Raw genomic sequence first — 17,789 nt, 5'->3', positions numbered from 1 at the left:
GTGATCGAGGCCCAGATGTGGTGCGACAAGCCCGAGAACCGGGACGAGTTCGCCGCCATCGTCGCCAAGCGCCAGTGGATCAACATCCCGGTGGCGGATGTGGCCGGCCGCATGAAGGGCACCATCGACTACGGCGACGGCCGCGTGGTCGAGAACAGCCCGCACATCATGAAGTTCTTCGCCGACAACGCGTCCTACCCCTACCAGTCCCACGACCTCTGGTTCCTCACCGAGGACATCCGCTGGGGCAAGTTCGACGCGCAGACCGACACCAAGGCGCTCGTCGCCAAGGTCAACCGCGAGGACCTCTGGCGCGAGGCCGCCAAGGCGCTGGGCGTCACCGCGATCCCGGCCTCCACCTCGCGCGGCAAGGAGACCTTCTTCGACGGCAAGGTCTTCGATCCGGCCGATCCCGCCGCCTACCTGTCCAGCCTCGGCATCAAGAGGATCGCGTGATGGCCAACACCTCCACCATCGCCGCACGCCCCACGGTCGCGAAGGCGGCCGCGAGACCCAAGCGCGCGCCCCTCGTCACCATGGCGACCCTGAACACCATCGCGAAGAACCTGATCCCGCCGGTGGTGGTGCTGGTCGCCTTCCTGGTGATCTGGGAGCTGCTGTGCTCGCGCCCCGGCGCCGGGCTGCCGCCGCCCTCGCGCGTGGTCACGGAAGCCTGGGACATCATCGCCCACCCGTTCTACGACAACGGCGGCACCGACAAGGGCCTGTTCTGGCACATCTCCGCCAGCATCCAGCGTGTGGCCTTAGGGTTTGCGCTGGCCACGGTGGTCGGCATCCTGGTGGGCACGCTGATCGGGCAGTCGGAATGGGCCATGCGCGGCCTCGACCCGATCTTCCAGGTGCTGCGCACGATCCCGCCGCTGGCCTGGCTGCCCCTCTCGCTCGCCGCCTTCCGGGACGGCCAGCCCTCCGCGATCTTCGTGATCTTCATCACCTCGATCTGGCCGATCATCATCAACACGGCGGTGGGCATCCGCAACATCCCGCAGGATTACCGCAACGTCTCGGCGGTGCTGCGCCTCAACCCGCTCGAATTCTTCTCCAAGATCATGCTGCCCTCGGCGGCGCCGTACATCTTCACGGGGCTTCGCATCGGCGTCGGCCTGTCCTGGCTCGCCATCGTGGCGGCCGAGATGCTGATCGGCGGCGTCGGCATCGGCTTCTTCATCTGGGACGCGTGGAACTCCTCCCACATCTCCGAGATCATCGTCGCCCTCGTCTATGTGGGCATCATCGGCTTCATCCTCGACCGCTTCGTCGCCTTCATCGGCAACCTCGTCACCCGCGGCACCGCGACGGCCTGAGGATCATCTCATGACCTATCTCAGCATCGAGAACGTCGGCATCTCCTTCACCCGCTCGGGCCGCACCAACGAGGTGCTGCGCGACGTCAGCGTGAAGATCGACAAGGGCGAGTTCGTCTCGCTGATCGGGCATTCCGGCTGCGGCAAGTCGACGGTGCTCAACATCGTGGCCGGCCTGCTCAAGGCCTCGACCGGCGGAGTCCTCCTCGAGGACAAGGAAGTGAACAGCCCCGGCCCCGACCGCGCCGTGGTGTTCCAGAACCACTCGCTCCTGCCCTGGCTGACGGTGCGCGAGAACGTGGCTCTGGCCGTCGACAAGGTCTTCAAGGGGCGCAAGTCCAGGGCCGAGCGCAACGCCTGGATCGACCACAACCTGTCGCTGGTGAACATGACCCACGCCGCCGACCGGCGCCCGAGCGAGATCTCGGGCGGCATGAAGCAGCGCGTCGGCATCGCCCGGGCGCTGGCCATGGAGCCGAAGGTCCTGCTCCTCGACGAGCCCTTCGGGGCGCTCGACGCGCTCACCCGCGCGCATCTCCAGGATTCGCTGATGGACATCCATGCGCGGCTCAAGAACGCCGTGATCATGATCACCCACGACGTCGACGAGGCGGTGCTGCTCTCCGACCGCATCGTGATGATGACCAACGGCCCCTCGGCCACCGTGGGCGAGATCCTCACCGTCGATCTCGAGCGGCCGCGCCGGCGCCTCGATCTCGTAGAGGACGCGACCTACACCCACGCCCGCGCCGCGGTCCTCGAGTTCCTCTATGCCCGGCACGCCAAGCCGGCCATGGCAGCCTGAGGATACCGCCCGCGATGAAGGAGCGGCTGGTCGTCATCGGCAACGGCATGGCGTCGTTGCGCTTCCTCGAACGGCTCACCGAGCGGGCGCCGGGCCTGTACGACGTCACCGTCGTGGGGGCCGAGCCGCAGGCGGCCTACAATCGCGTGTTGCTCTCCTCGCTGCTCGGCGGCGAGGTCGACGAGGCCGGCTGCGCGTTCCGGGGCCTCGACTGGTACGAGGGCCACGGCATCCGCCTCATCACCGGCGCGCCGGTCACCGCGATCGACCGCGAGAACGGCCTCGTGATGGTGGGCGAGGCCCATGTCCTGCCCTTCGACAAGCTGGTGCTCGCGGTGGGCTCCGTGCCGATCCGGCTGCCCAAGCCCGGCATGGACCTGCCCGGCGTCCTCACCTTCCGCGACCTGGCCGACGTCGCCGCCATCCGCCGCGCGGCGGTGGAGCACGCGAAAGCCATCGTCATCGGCGGCGGGCTCCTGGGGCTCGAGGCCGCCGTCGGCCTCGCGCGGCTCGGCGTCGACACCACGCTCCTCCACGTCATGGACCGGCTGATGGAACGCCAGCTCGACCACGCCGCCGCCGGCCTCGTGAAGCGCGCCATGGAGGCGCGCGGGGTCAAGGTGCTGCTCAAGGCCGACACCGCGACGGTGGCGGGCGACGGCCGGGTCGAGCGCCTGACCCTTGCGGACGGCACCGTGCTGCCCGCCGACCTCGTGGTGATGTCGGTGGGCGTGCGCCCCAACGTGGCGCTGGCCCAGCAGGCCGGCATCGAGACGGGGCGCGGCATCAAGGTCGACGACCGCATGCAATCCTCGGATGCCCGCGTCTTCGCGCTCGGCGAATGCGCCGAGCACCGGGGCATGGTCTACGGCCTCGTCGAGCCCGCCTACGAGCAGGCCGAGACCCTGAGCCGCCACCTCATCGGCGAGGAGGCGGCCTATCTCGGCACCGCGCTCGCCACCAGCCTGAAGGTCTCGGGTCTGCCGGTCTTCTCCGCCGGGGAGATCGAGGCGCCGGAGGGCGCCGAGACCGTGCTGATGTCGGATCCCGGCCTCGGCCTCTACCGCAAGCTGATCTTCGGCGAGGACCGCCTCCTGGGCGCGGTCTTCGTCGGCGACATCGCCGAGCAGGGCTGGTGCAAGGAGCTCATCCGCACCGGCGCCTCCATCGCCGACCATCGCGACGACCTCATGTTCGGGCGCCCCGCGCCCGCGCCCCAACCCCTCGCAGCGTGACGAAGGCTTTCCATGGCTGACGAATTCAACGCCGAGCAGAAGCGCTACCTCGAAGGGTTCGCCTCCGGCATCTCCGCCGCCCGCATGACCGGCGGCCTCGTGGCCGGGCAGGGGGCCGCCCCGCCCGCCGAGCCCATCGGCCCGGACGCGATCCACATCAAGGCGCAGGACGCCACGATCAAGGCCGGCGGCAAGCTCTGCGAGCAGGAGAAGTGGAAGCGCGCGGAGAACCCGTTCGACGGCCACAACCGCCTCGTCGCGGAGGCCGCCGCCGGCAAGACGCCGAAGCCCGAGGACAATTTCCGCTGGCGCTATCACGGCCTGTTCTGGCTGGCGCCCGCCAGCGGCGACTTCATGTGCCGCCTGCGCATCCCCAACGGCATCCTGCAGCATTGGCAGTTTTCCGGCATCGCGGACCTCGCGGACGCCCATGGCGGCGGCTATGCCCACGTCACCACCCGCGCCAACCTGCAGGTCCGCGAGATCACGGTGGAGCATGGCCAGCCCTTCCTCGACGGGCTGATCGACCTCGGGCTCACCGCGCGCGGCTCGGGCGCCGACAACATCCGCAACGTCACCGGCTCGCCGGTGGCGGGCATCGACGCGCAGGAACTGCTCGACACGCGCCCGCTGGCCAAGTCCTGGCACAACCACATCCTCAACGACCGCTCGCTCTACGGCCTGCCGCGCAAGTTCAACGTCGCCTTCGACGGCGGCGGCGTCATGCCGGTGCTGGAGGAGACCAACGACATCGGCTTCCAGGCCGTGCGGGTGCTCGACGGTGCCGCCGTCGCCCCCGGCATCTGGATGCGCCTCGTGCTCGGCGGCATCTCCGGCCACCGGGATCTGGCCCGCGACACCGGCGTGATCCTGAAGCCGGAGGCCTGCAACCGGGTCGCCGACGCGATCCTGCGCGTCTTCATCAAGAACGGCGACCGCACGAACCGCAACAAGAGCCGGATGAAGTACGTCCTCGACGCCTGGGGCTTCGACAAGTACCTCGCCGCCGTCGAGGAGGAGCTCGGCTACAAGCTCGACCGGGTCGACCCGGCCTATCTCGCCCCGCGCGGGGCCATGGACCGCTTCTCCCATGTGGGCGTCCACAGGCAGGTCCAGGACGGCCTGAACTGGATCGGCGTGATCCTGCCCGTGGGCAAGATGACCGCCGACCAGATGCGGGAACTCGCCCGGATCGCGTCGGAATGCGGCGACGGCGCCATCCGCATGACCGTCTGGCAGAACTTCCTGTTCTCGGGCGTCCCCGACGCCAAGGTCGCGGAGGTCCAGGCGCGAGTGCTGGCGCTCGGGCTCACCACGGAGGCCTCCAGCATCCGCGCCGGCCTCGTCGCCTGCACCGGCAACAAGGGCTGCAAGTTCGCCGCCTCCGACACCAAGGGCCACGCCCTGATCATCGCCGACTACATCGAGGCGAACCTGACCGAGCTCGACGTTCCGGTGAACGTCCACGTCACCGGCTGCCACCACTCCTGCGCCCAGCACTACATCGGCGACATCGGGCTCATCGGCGCCAAGGTCGTGGTCTCGGAGGAGGGCGACACCGTCGAGGGCTACGACATCGTGGTCGGCGGCGGCTTCGGCGACGCGCCGAAGATCGGCACCGAGATCTGGAAGGCCGTGAGGGCCGAGGATTGCCCGGCCCGGATCGAGGCGCTGCTCCGCAGCTACCTCGGGAAGCGGACGAGCCCGGCCGAGAGCTTCCAGGCCTTCACCGCCCGCACCGGCCCCGAATCCCTGCGCAACATCGCCGAAGAGCAACCCGTCCTGAAGGCCGCCGCATGAGCGAGCACGTCTCCCCCCCCGTGGTTCTCATCCCCGAGACCGCCCCCTTCAACCCGGACCAGCGCGCCTGGCTCTCGGGCTACTTCGCCGCGCTGCTGGGCCCCGCCGTGGAGGGCGCCACCGCCCTCGCGCCGGGCGACGCGCCCGGCGGGCCGAAGCTCGCCGACAACGACGACGCGCCCTGGCACGACCCGTCCCTGCCGCTGCCCGAGCGCATGGCCATGGCCCAGGAGCGGCCCGAGCCGCAGAAGCTGATGGCCGCCATGGCCCAGCAGGATTGCGGCCAGTGCGGCTACAACTGCGCCGACTACGCCAACGCCATCTTCCTCAAGAACGAGGAGCGCCTGAACCTCTGCCAGCCCGGCGGCAAGGACACGCTCCGGATGCTGAAGAAGCTGGAGGAGGAGTTCGGTGCCGCCGGCGGCGCCGCGCCGAAGAAGGCGGACGGCGAGGCCGCCCCCAAGGCCGCCCCCGAACTCGGGCCGCTGGGCTTCTGCCGCGAGAACCCCGTGGAGGCCACCTTCGTCTCGCGCACCCGCCTCAACGCGCCGGGCGGCGAGAAGGAGACCTGGCACATCGAGATCGACCTCACGGGCACGCCGATCGACTACGTGGTCGGCGATTCCCTCGGTCTGTTTCCCGCCAACGCCCCGGCCCTGGTCGACGCGGTCATCGCCGAACTCGGCGCACGGCCCGAGCGCCGGATCGGGGCTAAGACCCTGCGCGACCGATTGCTCACCGACTACGCGCTGGGCGGCGCGCCGGACGGGCTCTACCAGCTGCTCTCGCTCCTCACCTCCGGCGAGGCCCGCAGGAAGGCGCAGGCGCTCGCCGCCGGCGAGGACCCGGACGGGGACGCCGCCCATCTCGACGTGCTCGGCGCGCTCCACAAGTTCCCGGGTGCGCGGCCCGACGCGGAGGTCTTCCTGGAGGCCCTCGACGAGCTGCAGCCCCGGCTCTACTCGATCTCGTCCTCGCCGAAGGCGGATCCCGGCCGGGTCTCCCTCACGGTGGACGCGGTGCGCTACAACCACCGCTCGCGCCTGCGCCTCGGCGTCGCCTCGACCCATCTCGGCGAGCGCATCCCCGAGGGCATGAAGGTCAAGGTCTACCTGCAGAAGGCGCACGGCTTCGCGCTGCCGGAGGACCTCTCCAAGGACGTCATCATGGTCGGCCCCGGCACCGGCATCGCGCCGTTCCGCGCCTTCCTGCGCGAGCGCGACGCCACGCAGGCGCCGGGCCGCAACTGGCTGTTCTACGGCCACCAGAAGCAGGCGAGCGACTTCTTCTACAAGGACGAGCTCAACGGCCTGAAGGACAAGAAAGTCCTCACCCGCCTGTCGCTGGCCTGGTCCCGCGACGGCACCGAGAAGACCTACGTGCAGGACCGCATGCGCGAGAGCGGGGCCGAACTCTGGAAGTGGTTCGAGGGCGGCGCGCATTTCTACGTCTGCGGCGACGCCAAGCGCATGGCCAAGGACGTGGAGCGGGCGATCATCGACGTCGCCGGCCAGTTCGGCGGCAAGAACCCCGACGAGGCGGTGGCCTACCTCGCCCATCTGAAGAAGACCGGGCGCTATCAGGCCGACGTGTACTAGCGCCCCCGTGAACCCTCCCCCCTGTCGCGGGGGAGGGTGCCCCGCGGGTGCAGGGCGGGAGAGGGGCAGCGCGACCTCTCCGGGTCGGGCCGCGCTCGCCCTTCCGGTCGCTCCGCGCCCCGGCCCGACTCTTGCTCCCGACCGCCGTTACACAAGAATCCGCCGAGGATCCCGCCATGAACGCGCATGTCCAGAACGCGCAGGTCCAGGCACCGGCCGCCACCGTGAAGACCACCTGCCCCTATTGCGGGGTCGGCTGCGGCGTGCTCGCCACGCCGGACGGGCAGGGGGGCGCGGGGATCGCCGGCGACACCGGGCACCCGGCCAATCTCGGCCGCCTCTGCTCCAAGGGCTCGGCGCTGGGCGAGACGCTCTCCCTCGACAACCGCCTGCTCCACCCGGAGGTGGACGGCGCCCGCGTGAGCTGGGAATCCGCGCTCGGCACCGTGGCGGGGTCCCTGCGCCGGATCGCCGAGGAGCACGGCCCGGATTCGGTGGCGTTCTATCTCTCGGGCCAGCTCCTCACCGAGGACTACTACGTCGCCAACAAGCTCGCGAAGGGCTTCCTCGGCACGCCGCACGTCGACACCAACTCGCGCCTGTGCATGTCGAGCGCGGTCGCCGCCCACCGGCGCGCCTTCGGCTCCGACACCGTGCCGGGCTGCTACGAGGACCTCGACGAGGCCGACCTCATCGTGCTCGTCGGCTCGAACACCGCCTGGTGCCACCCGATCCTGTTCCGCCGCATGGTGGACGCGCGGGCCAAGCGCGGCACCAAGCTGGTGGTGATCGACCCCCGCCGCACCCAGACCGGAGAGGAGGCGGACCTCTTCCTCGGCCTCGAGCCCGGCACCGACACGGCCCTGTTCTCGGGCCTGCTGGTGCACCTGGCCGGGACCGGCGCCCTCGACGAGCGCTTCGTCGGCGACCACACCAGCGGCTTCGACGGCGCCCTGGAGCGCGCCGCCGCCATCGCCCCGAGCATCGCCGCGACCGCCGCCGCCACGGGTCTTTCGGAGGCCGACGTCGCGCGCTTCTTCGCGCTCTTCGCGGGCACGAAGCGCGTCGTCACGGCGTTTTCCCAAGGGGTGAACCAGTCGGCGCAGGGCACCGACAAGGGCAACGCCATCATCAACTGCCACCTCGCCACCGGCCGCATCGGCCAGCCGGGCGCGGGGCCGTTCTCGCTCACCGGCCAGCCCAACGCCATGGGCGGGCGCGAGGTCGGGGGCCTGGCCAACATGCTGGCCGCCCACATGCACTTCGCGCCCGAGGAGGTGGACCGGGTCCGCCGCTTCTGGAAGGCGCCCAACATCATCACCGGCGAGGGCATGAAGGCGGTGGCCCTGTTCGAGGCGATCGAGCGCGGCAAGATCAAGGCCCTGTGGGTGATGGGCACCAACCCCATCGTGTCGATGCCGCGCGCCGACCTCATCCGCGAGAGCCTGAAGAAGCTCGACCTCTACGTGGTCTCGGAGGCCGTCGCCGACAGCGACAGCGCCCGCGCGACGGGCCGGAAGACGGTGCTGCTCCCGGCGCTGGCCTGGGGCGAGAAGGACGGCACGGTCACGAATTCCGAGCGCCGCATCTCGCGCCAGCGCAGCTTCCTGAAAGCCCCCGGCGAGGCCCGGGCCGACTGGGCGATCATCGCCGACGTCGCCAAGCGCCTCGGCCACGGGGCCGCCTTCGCCTATACGGGGCCCGCCGCGATCTTCCGCGAGCACGCCGCCCTCTCGGCCTTCGAGAACAACGGCAGCCGCGACTTCGACATCGGGGCGATGAGCGACATCCCGGACGCGAGCTATGCGGGGGCCGCGCCCGTGCAATGGCCGCAGCCCAGGCGCGGCAAGGCGCGCGCGCGGCTCTTCGCCGACGGGCAGTTCTACACCTTCGACAAGCGCGCCCGGTTCGTGGCCGTGCAGCCCCCGGCCCTGGCCCAGGCGGTGAGCGGCGATTACCCGCTGGTGCTCAACACCGGCCGGGTCCGCGACCACTGGCACACCATGACGCGCACGGGCAAAAGCCAGCGCCTCTCGGCGCATCGCTCGGTCCCCTTCGTGGAGATCCACCCGGACGACGCCGCGCGCCTCGGCCTGAAGGAGGGCGATCTCGCCCGGATCGCCACGCCCCACGGCACCGCCACCCTGGAGGCCATGGTCACCGACGCGGTCCGCCCCGGCGGCCTGTTCGCCGCCTTCCACTGGAGCGCGGCCACCGCGTCCGACGCCCGCGTCGGCGCCCTCGTTCGGGGCATCCCCGATCCGGTCTCGGGCCAGCCCGAATTGAAGGCGACGCCCGCCGCCATCGCCCCCGTGCCCTACCGCAACCGTGGCTTCCTGCTGACCCGCCGGGAGCACACCCCGCCGGAGGGCTGGTGGTGGGCCCGCGCCACGATTTCCGGCGGCTCGGGCCTGCAATTCGCCACCCAGGAGAGTTCGCGCGCCGTGGCGCTGACGATGCGCGGCCTGTTCCAGGGCTGCGAACTCGCCGAATACGCCGACCACGCGCGCGGGCGCTACCGCTGCGCGGTCTACCAGGACGGGCAGCTGGTCGCCTGCCTGGCGCTCGGGCCGGCCGAGGCGCGCCCGGGCTGGGAGGAGGCCAAGGCCTATTTCGCCGAGACCGCGCTCGAGCCCGCCGCCCGGCGCGCGCTCCTGACCGGCCGCGCCGAGACCGCCTCCGCCGGCCCCACCATCTGCGCCTGCCACGGGGTCGGGCTCGACGTGATCACGGGGGTGATCGCGGCGGGCGCGGGCAGCGTGGAGGCGGTGGGTGCCGCCTGCAAGGCGGGGACGAATTGCGGCTCGTGCATCCCCGAGATCCGCAAGCTGCTGCCCGAGGCGCTTGCGCGCAACGCCGCGTAGGCTCACTTTGGGCCGGACAGATCCCCATCTTCGGGCCAGACCGATCCCCATCTTCGGGCCTCACCGATCCCTATTTCGAGCCCCATGAGCACACCGAGAATCCCCCGCGAAACCCGGCCCGCCGGCTCCGAATCGGCGCGCGGCGCCGCCGGCCCCGCAGGTCTTGAGCCGCTCGCCGTCCTGCCCGTCTTCGTGCCCCTCCAGGGCAAGCGCGCGGTCCTCGCCGGCTCGAACGGGGGCGCGCCCTGGAAGGTGAAGCTGCTCGCCGCCGCCGGGGCCCATGTCGACGTCTACGCGCCGGAGCCCAGCGAGGAACTGCGCGCCGTGCCGGGCGAGATCGTGGCCGGCTCCGTGACCCTGCACCTGCGCCAGTGGCACCCGGCCGACCTGAAGGGCGCCGCCTTCGTGATCGGCGCCATGGAGGACGAGACCGACTGCATCGAGTTCGTCGCCGCCGGGCGCCGGGCGGGGGCCATCGTCAACGCCGTCGACCGGCCGCATCTCTGTGACGTGAAGTTCGGGGCCATCGTCAACCGCTCGCCGATGGTGGTGGGCATCTCGACGGAGGGCGCCGCCCCGGTCTTCGGCCAGACCGTGCGGGCCCGCATCGAGGGCATGCTGCCGCGCGGCTTCAAGGCCTGGATCGGAGCCGCCCGCGACTGGCGCGAACAGGTCACGAGCCGCTTCCACGCCTTCTCGGATCGGCGCGCCTTCTGGGAGCGCTTCACCGACCGCGCCTTCGCCGAGCCCGACCGGGTGCCGACGGAGCAGGACCTGGCCGAGTTGCTGGGGCAGACCGAGGCCGCGCCGAAGGGCGGGGCGGTCACCCTGGTGGGCGCCGGGCCCGGCGACGCCGAACTCCTCACCCTCAAGGCGCTGCGCGCTCTGCGCAACGCCGACGTCATCCTGTACGACGACCTCGTGGCGCCCGAGATCCTGGATTACGCCCGCCGCGAGGCCCGCACCATGCTGGTGGGCAAGACCGGGCACGGCCCCTCCTGCCGCCAGGACGACATCAACGCGCTGATGGTGCAGCTCGCCAGATCCGGCAAGCAGGTGGTGCGCCTCAAATCCGGCGACCCCCTGGTCTTCGGCCGGGCCGGCGAGGAGATCGACGCCTGCCGCGCCGCCGGCATTCCGGTGAGCGTGGTCCCCGGCGTCTCGGCGGCGCAGGGGGCGGCGGCTTCGCTCTGCGTCTCGCTGACCCACCGCGACGCGGCGCGGCGCCTGCAATACGTCACCGGCCACGACCGGCGCGGGGCGCTGCCCGAGGATCTGAACTGGGGCGCGCTCGCCGATCCGAGCGTGACCACCGTGGTCTACATGCCCAAGAAGACGCTGGGCGTGCTGCTCGAGCGGGCCATCGCCGAGGGGTTGGCGCCCACCACCCCCGCCCTCCTCGTCTTCAACGCCACGCGCCGGGACCAGCGGGTGGTGGAGGGCGCGGCCCACGACCTGTCCGCCCGCGTCGAGGCGGCCGGCCTGGACGGCCCCGCGATTCTCATGGTGGGCGAGGCCCTGCGGCGCCTGGGCGCCGAGGCGGCGGTCGCGGAGCTGGAGCCCGGCAAGCTCGCGATCTGAGGGGCGCGACCCGTCACGACCCGGCCGGCGACGGTTTGCTGGATTGCTCGGGCGCGGTGCCTGTGGTCTGAAGCCGCCTCATCCCTCGACCGCCAGGCCGCCCCATGCGTCGCACGCTCCTGCCCCTCCTCGCCTTCGTGGTCGGCCTCGTGGGGCTCTGCGTCGCCGCCTTCGTGGTGCTGGCGCCCAAGACCCAGGAGGCGGGCACCAGCAGCGTCGGCGGGCCCTTCACCCTGACGAACCAGGACGGGCAGCGCGTGACCGAGCGCGACTATGCGGGGCGCACGCACCTCGTGTTCTTCGGCTTCACCCATTGCCCGGACGTCTGCCCGACGACGCTGCAGCAGATCGGCGACGTGCTCCAGGCGCTGGGCCCCAAGGGCCGGGACACGCGCGCCCTGTTCATCGCCGTCGACCCCGAGCGGGATACGCCGGACGCCCTGAAGACCTATCTGGCGAGCTTCGACCCGCGCATCGTCGGGCTGACCGGCACCCCCGAGGAGGTGGCCGCCGCGGTGAAGGCCTACCGGGCCTATGTCCGCAAGGTGCCGACCAAGGAGGGCGACTACACCATGGAGCACACCGCCCTCGTCTACGTGATGAACGGCCAGAACCGCTTCCTCAACGCCCTGAACCTCGCCCGCCCGCCCGCGGAGGCGGCGGCCGAACTCGCCAAGATGCTCTGATTGACCAGGATGCTGTAGTGGGACGGGAGGCGCCGGGCTCAGCCCGTCCGCAGCGCGCCCGAGCGCGAGGTGCGCGCCAGCCCGTGCTCGGTCTTGTTCCAGCGGTTCGGCGCGCGGATGAGCTCGACGAGGCCGCACCAGGCGGCCAGGCTCACCAGCAGGAAGTAGAGCGGCATCAGGGGCACGAAGACGAGGCAGTCGAACCAGCCGCGCCGCACGCAGCCGAGGGCGGCGGGCAGCAGCATCGCCAGGATTCCGGCGACGAACAGCGTGATCGACGAGCCCGTGGGCAGGCTCGCCCAGAACCCGCCCGGTGCCGGAAGCCCATGCGCGACGAACAGGGCGAAGTCCCAGGCCGCCCGGCCCATCAGGAACGGGTAGAGGAGGGCGGAGATCACCGTCCCGGGGACGAGGGCGAGGGCGCACAGGGTGCCGAGGGGGCCGAGCTGCCGGGCGGTCTCGCGCGGCGCCCGGGCGTGGGTCAGGCTCGTCTGCACGAACCCCTTCATCCAGCGCGTGCGCTGGTGCAGCCAGGGCCGGAGCGCGCGCGGCGCCTCCTCCTGGGTGTCGCTCGGCAGGTCCCCCACATGGTAGCCCGTCCGCGCGAGGCGGATCCCGAGATCGGCATCCTCGGTGACATTCCAGGCGTCCCAGCCGTGGACCTCGCGCAGCACGGCGGTTCGGAAATGCGTCGACGTGCCCCCCAGCGGAATCGGCAGCCGCCAGGAGGCGAGCGCCGGGATCAGCACGTCGAACAGGGCCGCGTACTCGATGGCGAAGCACCGGGTCAGGCGGCCATCCTCGAGATTGTCGATGACGAGCCGGCCCTGGAGGCAGGCGGTCTCGGGCGCCGCATGGGCAAAGCGGGTCGCCGCCGCCCGAAGCTGGCCGGGATCGGGCACGTCCTCGGCATCGTAGACCACGAGGCAGGCGCCGCGTGCCAGCGGCAGGGCGGCGTTGAGGGCGCGGGGCTTGGTGCGCGGCAGCCCCGCCGGCACGCGCACCACCTCGAACCGGGCGGGCAGGGCGGCCGCCTCCAGCGCGGCGGCGGTCTCGGCGTCGTCGGCCTCGATCACGAACTTGATGTCGAGTTTCGCCACCGGGTAGTCGAAGCGCGCCAGGGCGGCGGCGAGGCGCGGCACCACCCGGGCCTCGCGGTGGAGGGCGACCAGCACGGTGTAGACCGGCAGCTCCGCGTCGGTCAGCGGCGCGTCCGGGGCCGGTTCGGATTCGACGCTGACGGCGGCGATACGGAACGTCACGGTGGCGAGGAAGCCGAGCTGGACCAGGGTCCAGGCGCCGATGAGCAGGGCGGCGGGGATGAGCCCGGCGGCGAGGCAGGCCGCCCCGAGCACCAGGCCCGCGATGGCGAGGCGCGGGGCGAGCGTGCCGGAGCCCAGCGCCCAGTCGGGCCGGTGCCACTCCAGGGAATGGGCGGCATGGGCGGCGATCCCGGCCGGGTTCTCGGCGAACACCGCCTCGCACAGGGCGCGCGGCGTGGTGATGGCCATGGCCGTGCCCTCCCGCAGGAGTGCCGCGATGGCGGGGCCGCGCGGGGCCCCGACGAAGGCGGCGGGCCGGGGCGGCGCCAGGGGGGCGAGGCCGGCGACCAGGCTGTCGGGATAGCGCGTCCCCTCGCCGAGCCGGAGGCGGCCGGCGAGGAACGGCACGCCGAGCGCCGCGGCCAGGGCGCGGTAATAGGCCTCCTCGCTGATCAGGTCGGCGTGGATCAGCGCGGTGGCGGCGTCGCTGCCACAGGCCCGCGCCAGGGCGGCCGCCTCGGCCAGGCGGCCCGCATCGAACCCCTGCCCGGCGAGGAAGGCGATCTCGGGCGGCAGCGGGGCGGTCCGGCCGCCGGTCGTGCTGAAACTGAGGAGCGACACCGCGCGGCCTCCCGACGGCGTGAGGATGTGCTAGGGGAGAGGCCGTGAGCCAGACCGTTTCCGCGCGCAACCGAAGCGCAACCGACACAACTTCTGCGGAGATCCGCCGGAAGGCAAGGCGCCTCCGGGGGCGGGCGGCGGCTTGTGCACTGGTCGCGGCGCTGATCGGCGGCGACGCCGCTCTTGTCGCACCGTCCGCCCAGGCGGAGGGCGTCACGATCCCGAACTTCTGGAACCCGCGCGCGCGCCAGGAGCGGATGGAGACCCCGCTTGGCGCACGCACGGTCCGCTTCCTCACCGACGACGATTTCCCGCCGCTGCACTTCGCCGGCCCCGACGGCACGCCCACCGGGTTCGCGGTGGAACTCGCCCGCGCGGTCTGCGAGCGGTTGGCGATGAATTGCACCGTGCAGGCCCGGCGCTTCGACACCCTGCTCGATGCCCTGGCGGACCGGCAGGGCGACGTCGTCGCCGCAGCGATTCCCCTGACGCCGGCCCTGCGGGCGCGCTTCCTCGCCACGCGGCCGTATTTCCGCTGGCCGGCGCGCTTTGCCGCCCGCACCGACAAGGGCCTGCCCGCCCCCTCCGCCGCCGACCTGGGAGGCAGGAGCGTCGGGGTCGTCGGCGGCAGCGCGCACGCGGCCTACCTGAAGGCGTTCTTCCCCGGTGCGGTGGCCAAGGACTTCACGGATCTGGCGACGGCCGAGGGGGCGCTGCGCCGGGGCGAAGTGGATTACGTCTTCGCCGACGGGCTGAACCTCGCCCTCTGGATCGGCGGCGTCGAGGCGGCCCGTTGCTGTGCCTTCACGGGCGGCGACTACCTCGAGAACCGCTATTTCGGCGAGGGCATCGGCCTCGTCACCCGCGCCGACGACCCCGCCCTGTCGCGGGCGCTGGACGACGCGCTGCAGCGGCTCTGGGACGAGGGCAAGTACGCGGAACTGTACCTGCGGTTCTTTCCCGTGAGCCCGTTCTGAAGCTCGGCGACCGGCCCGGCGCGTCCGTTCCCGAGGCTCAGATGCGCAGCCGGCCGGCGCTGAAGGCCACGCCGACGAGGAGTGCGGCCACGGCGAGGAAGGCCAGGGTCAGGCTGGTGGCCTGCGCCAGGAACCCGATCGCGGCCGGCCCCGCCAGCACCCCGGCATAGCCGAGCGTCGTCACGGCGGGGATCGCCAGGGCCGCCGGCATCGCCGTCTGCCGGCCGGCGGCGGTGAACAGCACCGGCACGATGTTGGCGCAGCCCGCCCCCACCAGGGCGTAGCCGAGGAGCGTCACGGGCCAGAGCGGCACGGCGCTGACGAGGGCGAGACCGCCCGCCGCCAGCAGGGCGCCGAGCACGACGATGCGGCGCCGCCCCACCCGGCGCACCAGGGCGTCGCCGGTGAGCCGGCCCACCGTCATGGTCAGCGAGAAGGCCGCGTAGCCGAGCCCGGCCCGGGCCGGATCGAGGCCGCGCTCCTGGATCAGGAAGACCCCGCTCCAGTCCAGCGCCGCCCCCTCCGTGAGGAAGACCACGAAGCAGACGAGGCCGATCAGCAGCACCGGCCCGCGCGGCAGCGCGAAGGCCGGGCCGCGCGGGGCTCCCTCGCCCGGCAGGATGCCGGGCAGGGCCGCGAGGCCGGCGGCGACGATCCCGGCCACCACCGCCAGGGTCGCGGCCGGCGGCGTCAGGCCGAGGCTGAGGAGCGCGCTGAAACCCGCCGCCCCGACGATGCAGCCGAGGCTGTAGAGGCCGTGGAAGCCCGACATCATCGGGCGCGCCGCCCGGCGCTCCACCGCCACCGCCTGCAGGTTCATGAGGCAATCGAGGAGGCCGAGGCCCATTCCGAGCCCGGTCAGCGCAGCGGCGAGGACGGGCAGGGCCGAGACGCGGGAAAGCAGCGCCAGGGTCACGCCCGTGACGGCGACCGCCGCGACCAGCAGCGGGCGGGGGCCGAAGCGCCGGGCGAGCGCGCCCGCCGCCGGCATGGTGACGAGGGAGCCGATGCCGAGGCAGAGCAGGAGCAGCCCGAGGGTGGCGTCGTCGAGCCCGGCGCGCGCCTTCACGAAGGGCACCAGGGGCGCCCAGGCCGCGACCCCGAAGCCGACGATGAGGAAGATCAGGCGGGTCGAGCGGATCTCGGACGCGCCGATGGCGCGCGCATGCGGGAGGACGGACGACGTCATGGTGCCTTTCGGGCGGGATGGGGCTTTTCGGGCGGGCGGTTTCGCCGAGGCGATGCGGCGAACGTAGGGAGCCCCGCGCGATGGGGCAGGGCGAAGCTGGCATGTCGCGAGCGCGGGGGCGACGCCCGCGTTGACCCCCCGGGACGCGCTCCCTAGGGTGCCGCCCTCATCCGCAAACCTCGCAGAACTGACGTTTTCCCATGTCGTCCCCGTCGATGTCGTCCCCGTCCCCGTCCTCGTCCGCTCCGGCTCCCCTGGCCCTCGACCCCGATCGCGTCGCGGCCGCCGCCAGCGCCGCCGCCTGGCCCTTCGAGGAGGCGCGCAAGCTGGTGGCGCGGCTCGAGCGGCGCCCCAAGGACGAGGTCCTGTTCGAGACCGGCTACGGGCCCTCGGGCCTACCGCATATCGGCACCTTCGGCGAGGTGGCGCGCACCTCGATGGTGCGCCACGCCTTCCGGGTGCTGACGAAGGACAGCGTGCCGACCCGGCTGATCGCGTTCTCGGACGACATGGACGGCCTGCGCAAGGTGCCGGACAACGTCCCGAACAAGCCGATGCTGATCGGCGCCCTCAACCAGCCGCTGACCCGCGTGCCCGACCCGTTCGGCACGCACGAGAGCTTCGGCGCGCACAACAACGCGGAGCTGCGCCGCTTCCTCGACGCCTTCGGCTTCGACTACGAGTTCCGCTCGGCCACCGAATGCTACAAGGCGGGCCTGTTCGATACGGCGCTGCTGACGGTGCTGGAGCGCTACGAGGCCGTGATGGCGATCATGCTGCCGTCGCTGCGCGCCGAGCGTTCGGCGAGCTACTCGCCGTTCCTGCCCCTCCACCCGGTGACGGGCGAGGTGATGCAGGTGGCCATCGACGAGGTCCGGGTCTCGGCCGGCACCCTGGTCTGGCGCGACCCGAAGACGGGAACCGCCTACGAGACCCCGGTGACCGGGGGGCATGCCAAGCTGCAATGGAAGCCCGACTGGGCCATGCGCTGGGTGGCGCTCGGCATCGATTACGAGATGGCCGGCAAGGACCTGATCGATTCGGTGAAGCTCTCGGGCGAGATCGCCCGCGCGCTCGGGGGCGAGCCGCCGGAGGGCTTCAACTACGAGCTCTTCCTGGACAAGGAAGGCCGGAAGATCTCGAAGTCGAAGGGCAACGGCCTCTCGATCGACGACTGGCTGGTCTACGGCACCGCCGACAGCCTCGCGCTGTTCATGTACAACAAGCCCCGCGAGGCCAAGCGCCTGTTCGTGGAGATGATCCCGCGCCAGGTCGACGATTACCTCGGCTTCTTGGAGAAGTTTCCGGGCCAGGAGCCGGCCCAGCAACTCGGCAACCCGGTCTGGCACCTGCATGCGGGCCATCCGCCGGCGGCGGAGGCCGTGGGCAAGGGCGGCGCGCTCAACTTCGCGATGCTCCTCAACCTCGCGGCGGTGGCCAATACCGAGGACCCGGCGGTGCTGTGGGGCTTCATCCGCCGCTACGACCCGGAGGTCGGCCCGGAGACCCATCCGGTGCTGAACCGGCTCGTGGGCCACGCGCTCGCCTATTTCCGCGATCTCGTGCGGCCGGCCAAGACCTACCGCGCCGCCACCGACGCGGAGCGGGCGGCGCTGGAGGACCTTTCGGAGACGCTGGCCCCCCACGAGGGCTCGGTCGACCCGGAAGCCCTGCAGGCCCTGGTCTACGAGGTCGGGCGCCGGCACTTCCCCGACCTGTCGGGCAAGGCCAAGAGCCCGGACGGGCGCCCCGGCGTGTCCCAGGCCTGGTTCACCACGATCTACAACGTGCTGTTCGGCGAGGCGCGCGGGCCGCGCTTCGGCTCGTTCATCGCCCTCTACGGCGT

Annotated in this window: 12 protein-coding genes and 1 pseudogene; 11 read left to right on the top strand and 2 right to left on the bottom strand. The window is 72.0% G+C overall.

Going from position 1 to position 17,789, the window contains the following annotated elements:
* From JWQ05_RS08760 to JWQ05_RS08720, 9 genes and pseudogenes are all read left to right on the top strand, one after another.
* Positions 1–456, top strand: a pseudogene (locus JWQ05_RS08760) (bicarbonate-binding protein); the annotation flags it as partial.
* Positions 456–1,325 (top strand): nitrate ABC transporter permease, encoded by an 870-nt coding sequence (gene ntrB / locus JWQ05_RS08755; protein WP_299657623.1) that lies wholly within the window; start codon positions 456–458, stop codon positions 1,323–1,325. The pseudogene JWQ05_RS08760 and the gene ntrB, both read left to right, overlap by 1 nt.
* Before the next feature lie 10 nt (positions 1,326–1,335).
* Positions 1,336–2,130 (top strand): ABC transporter ATP-binding protein, encoded by a 795-nt coding sequence (locus tag JWQ05_RS08750; RefSeq protein ID WP_299657621.1) that lies wholly within the window; start codon positions 1,336–1,338, stop codon positions 2,128–2,130.
* A gap of 14 nt (positions 2,131–2,144) precedes the next feature.
* On the top strand, positions 2,145–3,365 hold the full coding sequence (locus tag JWQ05_RS08745) for an FAD-dependent oxidoreductase (protein WP_299657619.1): 1,221 nt from the start codon (positions 2,145–2,147) through the stop codon (positions 3,363–3,365).
* A 12-nt stretch (positions 3,366–3,377) separates the two neighbouring features.
* A complete protein-coding gene (locus JWQ05_RS08740) occupies positions 3,378–5,165 on the top strand; it encodes a NirA family protein (RefSeq protein ID WP_299657617.1) in 1,788 nt (595 codons plus the stop codon).
* Complete coding sequence (locus JWQ05_RS08735) at positions 5,162–6,763, top strand: sulfite reductase subunit alpha (RefSeq protein ID WP_299657615.1); 1,602 nt, start codon at positions 5,162–5,164, stop codon at positions 6,761–6,763. The genes JWQ05_RS08740 and JWQ05_RS08735 overlap by 4 nt, the downstream gene beginning before the upstream one ends.
* A gap of 176 nt (positions 6,764–6,939) precedes the next feature.
* On the top strand, positions 6,940–9,627 hold the full coding sequence (locus JWQ05_RS08730; protein ID WP_299657613.1) for a nitrate reductase: 2,688 nt from the start codon (positions 6,940–6,942) through the stop codon (positions 9,625–9,627).
* Between the two features lie 84 nt (positions 9,628–9,711).
* A complete protein-coding gene (gene cysG, locus JWQ05_RS08725) occupies positions 9,712–11,208 on the top strand; it encodes a siroheme synthase CysG (RefSeq protein ID WP_299657611.1) in 1,497 nt (498 codons plus the stop codon).
* A gap of 104 nt (positions 11,209–11,312) precedes the next feature.
* Positions 11,313–11,894, top strand: a complete 582-nt coding sequence (locus JWQ05_RS08720; RefSeq protein ID WP_299657609.1) for an SCO family protein — start codon at positions 11,313–11,315, stop codon at positions 11,892–11,894.
* A 38-nt stretch (positions 11,895–11,932) separates the two neighbouring features.
* Here the strand turns inward: JWQ05_RS08720 and JWQ05_RS08715 are convergent, their stop codons facing one another.
* Positions 11,933–13,777, bottom strand: a complete 1,845-nt coding sequence (locus tag JWQ05_RS08715; RefSeq protein ID WP_299657607.1) for a glycosyltransferase family 2 protein — start codon at positions 13,775–13,777, stop codon at positions 11,933–11,935.
* Positions 13,778–13,938: 161 nt separating this feature from the next.
* On the opposite strand from JWQ05_RS08715, the gene JWQ05_RS08710 reads away from it, so the two are divergent.
* Positions 13,939–14,754 carry a transporter substrate-binding domain-containing protein gene (locus JWQ05_RS08710; protein WP_299657625.1) on the top strand — a complete coding sequence of 272 codons (816 nt, stop codon included), beginning with the start codon at positions 13,939–13,941 and terminating at the stop codon, positions 14,752–14,754.
* Between the two features lie 37 nt (positions 14,755–14,791).
* On the opposite strand, the gene JWQ05_RS08705 is transcribed toward JWQ05_RS08710, so the two are convergent.
* On the bottom strand, positions 14,792–15,943 hold the full coding sequence (locus JWQ05_RS08705; protein WP_299657605.1) for an MFS transporter: 1,152 nt from the start codon (positions 15,941–15,943) through the stop codon (positions 14,792–14,794).
* A 215-nt stretch (positions 15,944–16,158) separates the two neighbouring features.
* Between JWQ05_RS08705 and JWQ05_RS08700 the strand changes: the two genes are divergently transcribed.
* Positions 16,159–17,789: lysine--tRNA ligase (locus tag JWQ05_RS08700; RefSeq protein WP_299657603.1), on the top strand; the 1,631-nt coding region annotated here is incomplete at its 3' end.

Origin of the sequence: Methylobacterium sp. (genome assembly GCF_028290105.1) — a bacterium.
Classification (GTDB): Bacteria; Pseudomonadota; Alphaproteobacteria; order Rhizobiales; family Beijerinckiaceae; genus Methylobacterium.
Note: the sequence above shows the minus strand (reverse complement) of the source record. Positions and strands in the feature narration are given on the sequence as shown.

Excerpts from the sequence above, each read along its gene's own strand:
- ntrB (WP_299657623.1), top strand. The coding sequence starts at position 456 with ATGGCCAACACCTCCACCATCGCCGCACGCCCCACGGTCGCGAAGGCG.
- JWQ05_RS08750 (WP_299657621.1), top strand. The coding sequence starts at position 1,336 with ATGACCTATCTCAGCATCGAGAACGTCGGCATCTCCTTCACCCGCTCG.
- JWQ05_RS08745 (WP_299657619.1), top strand. The coding sequence starts at position 2,145 with ATGAAGGAGCGGCTGGTCGTCATCGGCAACGGCATGGCGTCGTTGCGC.
- JWQ05_RS08740 (WP_299657617.1), top strand. The coding sequence starts at position 3,378 with ATGGCTGACGAATTCAACGCCGAGCAGAAGCGCTACCTCGAAGGGTTC.
- JWQ05_RS08735 (WP_299657615.1), top strand. The coding sequence starts at position 5,162 with ATGAGCGAGCACGTCTCCCCCCCCGTGGTTCTCATCCCCGAGACCGCC.
- JWQ05_RS08730 (WP_299657613.1), top strand. The coding sequence starts at position 6,940 with ATGAACGCGCATGTCCAGAACGCGCAGGTCCAGGCACCGGCCGCCACC.
- cysG (WP_299657611.1), top strand. The coding sequence starts at position 9,712 with ATGAGCACACCGAGAATCCCCCGCGAAACCCGGCCCGCCGGCTCCGAA.
- JWQ05_RS08720 (WP_299657609.1), top strand. The coding sequence starts at position 11,313 with ATGCGTCGCACGCTCCTGCCCCTCCTCGCCTTCGTGGTCGGCCTCGTG.
- JWQ05_RS08705 (WP_299657605.1), bottom strand. The coding sequence starts at position 15,943 with ATGACGTCGTCCGTCCTCCCGCATGCGCGCGCCATCGGCGCGTCCGAG.